A 9710-nucleotide genomic window follows, 5' to 3' on the forward strand; every position below is an offset into this window, starting at 1 on the left:
CTTCCCCCTTAAATTATATTTTACTAATTATTGCCTTCGCGAGTGGTGTAGGATCAATAGCTGCTTCCGGAATCCCTCCTGATGTATACCCACCAGGCACCCAAAAATCATTTGCACCCAACTCATTGCCAGATGGCATACGTAATCCTGTTGGATTGGGTATGTCGATCCTCACTGGCGCATTTCCCAATTCTCCTTTCGGCAATCCTAACAATTTCTCAATTGTAGGCACATGACCGCCAGCTCGACTAATTACATCATCTGCAACTGATTTAGGCATAACAAAATGCCCTCCTTGCGGTCCAATCTCTGAATACTTTGGATTTACTCCCCACGCGATTTTTGACACACCCCCTTCGAACTTTGATAAATGCTCAGCCACATAAGCAGGTTCAAGGTAAGTTTTAGGATTAGGGAAAGGATTGTTAACTTTATCCCTACCGCGAACTGCCTTATAAGCTTTTGCCGCCCACCCTCTACTTGAGAATACACCTTTAGTGTTTTTCTGGAATGCATTCCACGCATTCTTACAACTCAGCCCCCATGGATCCACCCACCCCAGTGCATTCGGCGCATACTGGTAAAGGTTGATCCCGCCCGCCAGCCCTATCGGGTCCTGCTGGGTAAACCGTCCGCTGTCCGGATCATAATAACGAAACAGATTGTAGTGCAGTCCGGTTTCCCGGTCCAGGTACTGGCCCTGCATACGCAGGTTCTGCTGAACAACTGGCATCCGCTGGCTGGACTCGCGCAGCAGCTTGCCCCACGGGCTGTTGATACCTTCCCAGGCTTTTTGCCCTTCACCGTCAGTCAGCAGTTCCGGCATTCCGTTGGCCGCATTATGGAACCAGTAAATCTCAGGGCTTTCCACACCATCAATACGCGCCAGTGGTTCATAGCTCTGGCTGTCGCTGTAAACGTAGGTCAGCGGGATCCCGTCGTGGATTTCCTGCAGCAGGCGGTAGCCTTCCCACACAAAGCGCGTCGTGACGGTGTTCCCCGACTGTCTTCCCTGTGAAAGCTGCTGGCTGGTTTTACTGATGCGGCGCCCAAGCGGATCGTAGCGGAAACTCACCTTAGTGCGCGGCTTATTGCGGTCCCGCGGCTCGCTGATCACATCCGTCAGGCGATGCTCCCCATCATAGCGATATCGCCAGCGGGTATGGCCGTCATCTTTCTCAGTGGTACGGCCATGGATATCGTACTGCCAGCGGATACCGTTCAGTTCGGTAACGCGGTTATGCATGACATGAGCGGCACTATGGCGATCCAGCGGGTTGCCTGCGCTATCCCAGCGCCACTGTTCATTACCCGGCTGCGCACCGTCCTGAGACAACAGCCGGCCGGCGTTATCGTAGTTCCATAATGTCTGGCTGAACGGATTATCGTCGCGCTCTTCACGGATCAGGTTGTTGCCGTAATCGAAGTCGCGCCGGCGGGACCAGACGCGCGGTGCAGGTCGCTGTGAGTCACCCTTAAACACGTCACGGCGGCGCAGTCTGCCTAAGCGATCGTATTCACTGCGCATGGTCAGGCCGCCCTGTGTCCGGCTCAGTTCCCGGTGCAGCGTGTCACGGGTAAACTCGGTGACCGGCAGGTTGTCTAACACGATGCTCAGCAGATGGCCGCTGCCATAGTAAAGCTGCTTGAGATTACGACCATCCGGCAGGGTTAAGGCTGTGCAGTTACCCAGCGCGTCATACTCCCACGCCAGTTCGCCCTGCTCTCCCTGTTCAGCAACGATGCGGCCCAGCGCATCATACTTAAAGGTAATCTCCTGCTCGGCCTGCTGGCTCCACTCGGTGTCAGACAGCGGCAGATGCTGCGACACTTTACCCAGCTGACCCCCACCGCTGTAGTGATAGCGCGTCTGGCCTTCCGGCGTGGTCCGCGCCAGCAGTTGCCCCGCACGGCTCCAGTGATAGCGATGGGTAATGGACTCAGGATGTCCGGCGGCAAAGTTGCGTGATACCGTGCGGCCCGCCGCATCATAGTCATATCGTGTGGCAACGCCATCCAGCCCGACCTGGGCCAGCAACAGAGAATCTGCGCCCCACTCGAAGTGATACTGCTCGCCGTTCTCGTTTTGCAGCGCCGTCAACCGGCCACGGCTGTCCCAGCTTCGCTGAACCGTCTCACCCTGTGCATTACGGTTGGCGATCAAGCGCCCGACATTGTCGTAACGGAATTCACTGCGCTTGCCATCAGCCGATTCATAGGCCAGCGGCAGTCCGTTTTCACTCCAGTGCAACCGCTCTTCCCATCCTTCTGCACGTTCCAGCTGAAGAGGACGGCCTGCTGCATCATAGTGATAACGGGTTTCTTCACCATCCGGCGCGATGACACAGCTGAGCCAGCCCAGGGGATGATAACGGTAGCGCGTGGTCAGCCCTGAACAGTCGGTTTCACGGATAACCTGGCCGGCATCATTAAACTCACGGCGGTAGCTATTACCTGCTGCGTCAGTCTCTTCGACAACCAGTCCGAACTCATCCCGCTGATAGAGCGTGCTTTGCCCGAGCGCATCAACAACGCGTTCAAGGCCGTGATGGGGATCGTAATAGTATTTCGTTGTGGAACCGTCTGCTCCGGCAACAACCGTGGGCAACGAACGGTGTGACAGCCATTGTACCGCCTGCACACCACCGTCAGCATCCTTCTCTTCAACACGGTTGCCCAGATCGTCATAGGTGAAGCTCACCGCGTTGCCCAGCGGATCGATGCGACGCGTCAGGAGTTCGTTTTCATCCCACTCATAACGCCACTTCTCACCGCGCTCATCGATAAAACAGGTGATGAGGCCCGCGGCATTCCAGTGATGTTCGCGCTGCTGACCGTCATAGGTCGACACGCGCGTGATGCCCGCCTCAAGATCGTAATGCATGTGGCAGCCATCACCGCTGTTGGTGCGGTTTTCTACAACGCGCCAGTGATCCAGCTTCTGCCAGCGATATTCACTCTCCAGCCCGCCCGGCAGCTGATGCCAGACCATTAACCCGTCATCGTTGTAACGGAAGCGTCGTGAGACAACGCCTGCGGCATCGGTGACGCTGGCAAGCTGGCCCCGATCATTGTAGGTCCAGCGCGTCAGTGGCCAGTGCTGATCGCCATCAAAATGGCTGGCTGATGTCGGGCGCCGCGTATGCTGTTTGTCGTCGTAGTGCAGCGTGACGTCAATTGCCAGCGGCGCGTCATGGATACGCACCAGGCGGGCCTGTTCATCCCAGCCCATCTCCAGCGCATTACCGTACTCGTCGCTCAGTGAAGCCAGCCGCAGCACCTGCGGATCAGCGGCCGTGCACCTGTAAAGACGCCATACCGCACCGTCGTCATCGGCAATGGCGATATCGCCAGACGCGTTGCGCCGTACCATCAGCCCTTCGCTGATGCTGTAGAGCACCTCTTTGTCACCGGGAACGTCAAAGCTCAGCTCGCGCCCGTTGTCATCAAACCAGGTTGCCCGATTCCCTTCCAGCGTCAGGTAGCTGTCAAACACCGTGGCCCAGCCCTGACCAAACAGGCCAGCGCGCTGGGTCAGGCTGTTATAGCTGCGCTGAAAACTGAGCGGGAAACGTCCGGGAAGGGAAAAATCGCGCTCGGCATCATCATTAAGGACTTTGACGCCGGTCGCCGCATGAACCGGAAACAGCGACGAGAAGGCCGCATTGATAGCCATGTCCGCCGCCATACCGCCCACGGCACCGGCCAGCGCGCAGGGCATATTTTTCAGGATCTGACCGGGGCGACCACGGATAAGGGAAAGGCCGATCATCATCACGGCCAGGCCTGGCACCTTGCCACTTTTGATCTCTCGTACCGTAACGGTTTCACCACCAATAATGACATTGGGGGAAACATCGTCGCTCACGGTGGCGTCACAGGTGGTTTTATCCTTTGCGCGCACTGCAGGCTGGCCATTGATAAAGACGCTTTTCGATCCCTGAGCCAGATATTGCGGTGCACTGTGTTTTTCACAGGCCACTTTGTCCTGCTCCAGCGGAGAGGTGCCCGCATCGGCGGAGGCTACCGTGGGCTGCCACATTGCACTGCCAAACTGACCCACCGCAGAGAGCAACATGCCGCCATAGTCGGCGAAGCTCTGCGGCGATTGTGGTTCCGGTGGCGGTGACTCGCCGGGCGTGAGCATCCCGGCCGCGCGTGCGGCTAAAAGACCATTAACGTAGACATTCACTGATCCACTGGCGATTACTCCGGCGGGTGACGGCGGGAATATCATGTTTCCCAGCCCATCGGCCGCTTTGCTGACCTCTTGTGACAGACCAACGGCATTGGCCAGTACACCACCCAGAATACCGCTGAGCAGGCAACTGTTACCCACGGCTGCTACACTCGCCGCTGCCGCCCCTGTACCCAGCAGGGGCGCTGCCGAGACGATAGCAGCACCCACTGCGGCACCAATGACGGCATAGGCCGCACCTTCCGCAACAATGCTTGTGATATCAGCGAAAATGCTGGAGTGAATGATCTCGTCGCCCACGCGGGCCGCAGGGTTATCCATAGGTTATGCTTTCCGTGGATTGTTCAGACTCAGGCTTTGTTTAAATGCACTCCAGCGCTGTCCGTCTTCTTCATTGAATGGACGCATGGCTGAGAGCGTAAAAATCATTAAGATGTTGGTATCCGGGACCTGTGTAGCCAGCTGTTTCTGCCACACTGCCTGCCCGTTACGGTCAAATACGGTTTCAACTTCTACCGCGTGTAATGTGTTATCCACACCTGCCATCAAACGCGCAAATTCAGTCTGCTGGATATGGCCCATCTGACTCCGCAATGTGTCCCACTGACGCTGAAACTCTTTTTCCGCATCACTGTCCTCAGAAATAACGCCACGGCTCACAACCCATGCCAGCCCACTGGCTTCATCGCGGAGAATATTCATGGTGGTGTCCTGCCAGGCAGCAGGAAAAAGCGCAAAGGCGCCCTCATTGAACTGATAATTCATATTGGGTGTCCGTTTTATTAATTGTTTGTGGCGGATGGAATCAGGCTATGGTATTCGCCATCAACGTTATCGGCATTAGTGAGTATCTGTGTATTATCACGCGCAACTTTAATGTCGAAAAGTCGATGCGTAATATCAGGATCGCCACCGCAACTGGCGTCGTGATTATCTTCACGGACCGTAATGACAAAGAAACTTTCATCACTGCTGTCGTCGAGATCGTACCGCAGGCATTTCTCATCGAGGGTGGTCAGGCGCCAGGTATGAATTGCTTCGGTTGCAGCGCTGATAGCCTGATCAGCGCTGATTTCGCTTTGCTCTGCACCCATATCTGTTTTCAACATGATGCAGCTGACTTTTCCCTGGTCAATCTGGAACATCAACTGTTTCCCGCTCGACTGGTAGACAACCCAGTGCTGATTATCACTGTTATCTTCTTTTCCGGGTCCATAGGCTTGCTGAACCTGTTCCAGGCTATCGCCTACCTTTATATTTCGGGACGTCGGCACATTGGCATTTTCCAGTAGGATCTCAGCCAGAACCGTGTGGCTGGCATCTCCAGCCGCCGCAGCGCTGAACAACTCAAAGCCGTCATAGCTATGCTGGAAGTAGTTGTACTGCTGGTTATTGATAGCCACTTCTCCGGCCAGAACTGAACTCAGAGCCTTACCAGCCCGTATGAAGCTTTCATTGCTCCATGTGTCTCCGGGAGTGAAAGCATAGTCGTTTAGCAGAACGGAAAAATCGCCCTCGTTAAGAGCAGGAACGGTCAATTCCGTGCTGGATTCAGCCCTGACGATGCAGGATAAAACCATGAGGACAGGCACAAATATAATGCTGGCGAAATAACGTTTTACAATCATTGTGTTTTTATCGGGGGTTGACAATAGAAAACAAGAAGGGTATTTAATCACTAAGAGTAACGTAATTAAAATCTTTTAAATTAAAGAAATTACTCACACTTCAACATTATGTGGGGTGGAGAGTACATATCACCACCCTAATAAAACCCATAACATTATTATAATGTCATTCTTATTACTTGAAATACAGTAAAAATCTCACTTGAGTGATAATGAAAATTATCATTCCCACCTGCCACCTTGCTTAACAAGCGTTTTATTACCCTGTACCACCTTCAATTCAAGCGGATTAAAGCTCACAACATAATCTACACCGCTATTATTGAAAAGCATCCCTTCAGCTTTATTTGAGTTTACAGGCTGTGTAGTTTTACCTTCAAGAGTAATTTGTTTTCCATCTTTATTTCTGAGGCCTATGTATTTAACCTTATCACACACAGTATAAAAACCCCCACAACTATTCAATAAAGTAATCGTGAAATCAGATGTAGACAAAACCTTCATATCTGATTTTAAATCTCCTTCACTAACATCTTTGTCAAGATTATAAGTTTTTGGCGCATAAAAATCCCCATTCTCAGGGTCTTTGATTAACTTCCATAAAACTTTATTATCTTTAAGTTCTAAATTTGCTTTACCCTTCACTCCGCCAAATGAAGAATCAAATTCAATCAAAGCATTTTTACCGTTTGCAGTACCTTTGAGATTGCTGTCATTATCATCAGGGCAATCTATTTTATTTCCGCCCCTTGTCACATAACAATAACTACCCGTTATGTTATTATTATTCTGTTTTAACATTAATGTTAGAGTGGAATATAATGATCCATTATCATTTTTCTCTTGCCCACTCCACTGACCAGTAAAATTATCAGAAGCAAACAAGGATAATGAAGAGATTGACAACAAAACCGCTAAGCTAAATCCAACTTTATTCATTTGATTAACCTTTAAAATCCAGACAATCATTAACCCTATTAATCCAGCCGTTAAGATTAGGTAAATTTAGAGTTACAGCGACTGGCTGAGCGAGTTGTCATCACGCTTTTCACAGATTAGGTTATTGTTATAGTCAAAGTTTTCACTTATCTGCGTGCCCGCCTGCTTCTGAGTTTAACTGCTACAATCTTCACCTAAAGCAAAACAATGATGATTAATAATTACACGAAAGTCAGAGGCATTTAGTTCAGTACTGAAATAATCCGCCATTACACAATGAGCATAAAAAAATATCAGACAGCAGCACACCTAATCGAAAAATAAATTATATTTAAGATCTGCCACTTTAAAAATCCATTTATATATGATGTGCAAAAATCGTGTGTGATAGTGCGTAAAATTAGCACACCATCACACAGGAATTTAATTACTCGGAATCACTCTTCCACTTTCCGTCTTCAGATAGTACGATTTTATTATTAACAACAACAGTAAGGTTACTAATTACATTATTGATAATATAGGTTGCATCATGATTACGGAATTTATAACTCAACACCGGGCAGGATGCTTGACCACAATCACTTTTCATGGCTTTGCCTTTTAATCTTACAACTGCCCCATCTGATTTCCTTACACCCTCATAACTAACGTCATTACACTCCGAACCCACAGGGCAAAGCGACGTTATTTTGATTTTGAATTTTTCCGTCTCGAAAACTTTCTCGCTATTGCTTTGCATTTCTTTTTGGTTTTTAGCAGGAGTAACTGACTGTTCTTTATCAAAACGCTTTGCCCAACTCGCAATATCTTCCTGCATTTTATTATTTGCACGATCATTGCTTACATAATGTATTTTATTATCTTCAGGCAGCATCCATGCAGCATACACTTTACCGTCAGGCTGTATAACAAATGCTGAAGCCTGCTCAAGATAAAGATCTTTTAACCAGCCCTCGACAAATATACCCCCCTTAGCTGTTTTGTGAGGCTCGCCAAATACATCAAAATTCTGGCTAAAGTCACTGTACTCGCTGCCTAAAACAGATTTTAAACTGGAAACGACTTTCTGGTCATTAAAAATAGCTGAAACATTATTCAGGTTATTATACTGAGAATAAGCCGTCTGAGTATCCGATGCTGTTGCAACACCTATTGAGCCACCTGTAAAAACAACCAGAAAAAATAACTTAATAAATAGATTCATTTCATTCACCTGAAAACTTCAAAAATTCAGCAGCTTCATTGGTATAGCGCTTAGTCAAACCGGTTGAATAATGATCCCACCAGTTATATGAAACACCATTTTTCACCGTAGTGGTTGAACCATATATAGCCTTGTCATAATTCAATCTGGCGCTGACAAGGTCATTTTGGAATTCAGAAGAACCCATTTTTTCAACATAGTCAATAGATTTTTCAGTGAGTTGCGAAGATTTGACGATATCATCACCACTCATAGAATTGAGTATAGCCTGAGCACCTCCCACTCCTCTCATGTGTGCTAATGACATAACGGCTGCTTGTTTTCCTGGATCACTAAAATTAAGCGCCCCGGCTTTTTGGGCTGTCTGGTTCATATATTTTGACACCACCTCAAATTCTTCATCACTCCCCTGACCATACTTCTTCCTGGCGGTTGCGATATCGTTATATGCAGGCCCAAATCCTTTTCTGAAACCGTACATTTCCGGAACACCGCCCTGTTCACCACCCGCTCCTTCTGACTTCATAATTGATCGAACAACACTGTCATCAAGTTTCTTAGCGTCATCCGAATTAGCGGTTTGTTTTAACGGTGCAGCCGCCCCTTTCGCCGGTGCCGCCGCAGCTTTTGGCGCAGCCGGAGCCGCCTGTCCTTTCTGCTTCGGCGGGAACAGATTCTCTACGGCCTGGCTGATGTTTTGTTTATGACTGGAGCCCGGTGCGCTTGTACCCGGCTTCGCGCCATCTGTGTTCAGGTTCAGTTTGCCGCCAGAGGTGGTGATATGACCATCGCCCTGCACGAAAATATTGAACCCCTTGCCCACAATATTAATCTGGCCGTTCGCATTCAGTTCGATAGCACTCTCTCCGCATTCAAGGCGAAGTTTAGTCCCCGAACCCACTACATAGGTATCGACCACCGCATCGAGTTTGCCTTTACCGGTCAGCCGCTCTTCGCCCCCTTTTACACCGTGGACACGGTTGGTTTCGACACGGTAGAGCTCATTGCCGCCCGCATAATGGCTGTGATTGTTGGCGACTGAATGGCTGGCGTCGTTTTTAACATGGGTATCCATGTTCTTCTGCGCCTGAATCCACAGGTGTTCCTCACCCGACTTATCCTCAAACCTCAGCGCGTTCGCGGTGTCCGCCGTGCCATCCTTCGACCGGCTCAGAAACCCCATCTGCGTCGCCGCTGCAGGCAGTGCCCACGGCGGCATGCTTGCCTCGTTGTAAACCCGGCCGATGATCAGCGGACGATCCGGATCGCCGTTGATGAAGTCCACCACCACTTCGTCGTTCACTCGCGGGATCTGCACCCCGCCAAATCCCTGGCCCGCCCAGGCGCTGGAGACGCGCACCCAGCAGGAGCTGGTGTCGTCGCCCTTCGCCAGCCGGTCCCAGTGAAACTTCACCTTCACCCGTCCATAGCGGTCGGTCCAGATCGACTCGCCTTTAGGCCCGACAACCTTCGCGGTCTGCGGGCCGTGGGTTTTCGGCCAGGGCGTTTCCGGCGGCGTGCGGTACGTCACCGACGACGGCAGCACCGTGAAGTGGATGTTGTGACGGCTGTCGCCGGTGTCGCCGCTGGCGTAGGAATTTTCAGCGAAGTCATAGGTGGCTGAAGTGACCAGGTATTCGCCGTTGTCGCTGAAGTGTGGCGCGTTGATGATGGCGAAGGTAAAGCCCGGCGCGATGCCGGTGGCCGTGCCCGACCCGCTGACGCTGTGGTGCTCGGC

General features: G+C 50.8%; 6 protein-coding genes. All 6 read right to left on the minus strand.

The features are described 5' to 3' along the window. Window positions 1-13: 13 nt before the first annotated feature. On the minus strand, window positions 14-4519 hold the full coding sequence (locus tag EPG66_RS03935; RefSeq protein ID WP_182686007.1) for an RHS repeat-associated core domain-containing protein: 4506 nt from the start codon (window positions 4517-4519) through the stop codon (window positions 14-16). 3 nt (window positions 4520-4522) lie between these two features. After that, on the minus strand, window positions 4523-4963 hold the full coding sequence (locus EPG66_RS03940) for a DcrB-related protein (protein WP_115759211.1): 441 nt from the start codon (window positions 4961-4963) through the stop codon (window positions 4523-4525). A 17-nt stretch (window positions 4964-4980) separates the two neighbouring features. Then, a complete protein-coding gene (locus tag EPG66_RS03945) occupies window positions 4981-5826 on the minus strand; it encodes a hypothetical protein (protein ID WP_240323556.1) in 846 nt (281 codons plus the stop codon). A gap of 222 nt (window positions 5827-6048) precedes the next feature. Then, the gene (locus EPG66_RS22950; RefSeq protein ID WP_235765016.1) at window positions 6049-6765 is read right to left on the minus strand and encodes a hypothetical protein; all 717 of its coding nucleotides are present in this window, start codon (window positions 6763-6765) and stop codon (window positions 6049-6051) included. A 427-nt stretch (window positions 6766-7192) separates the two neighbouring features. After that, window positions 7193-7972 carry a hypothetical protein gene (locus EPG66_RS03960; RefSeq protein WP_083068291.1) on the minus strand — a complete coding sequence of 260 codons (780 nt, stop codon included), beginning with the start codon at window positions 7970-7972 and terminating at the stop codon, window positions 7193-7195. Between the two features lies 1 nt (window position 7973). Continuing rightward, a partial coding sequence (locus EPG66_RS22955) for a type VI secretion system Vgr family protein (RefSeq protein ID WP_246379113.1) occupies window positions 7974-9710 on the minus strand: 1737 nt, incomplete at its 5' end.

It is taken from the genome of Pantoea pleuroti (assembly GCF_014156615.1).
Lineage (GTDB): Bacteria > Pseudomonadota > Gammaproteobacteria > Enterobacterales > Enterobacteriaceae > Pantoea > Pantoea agglomerans.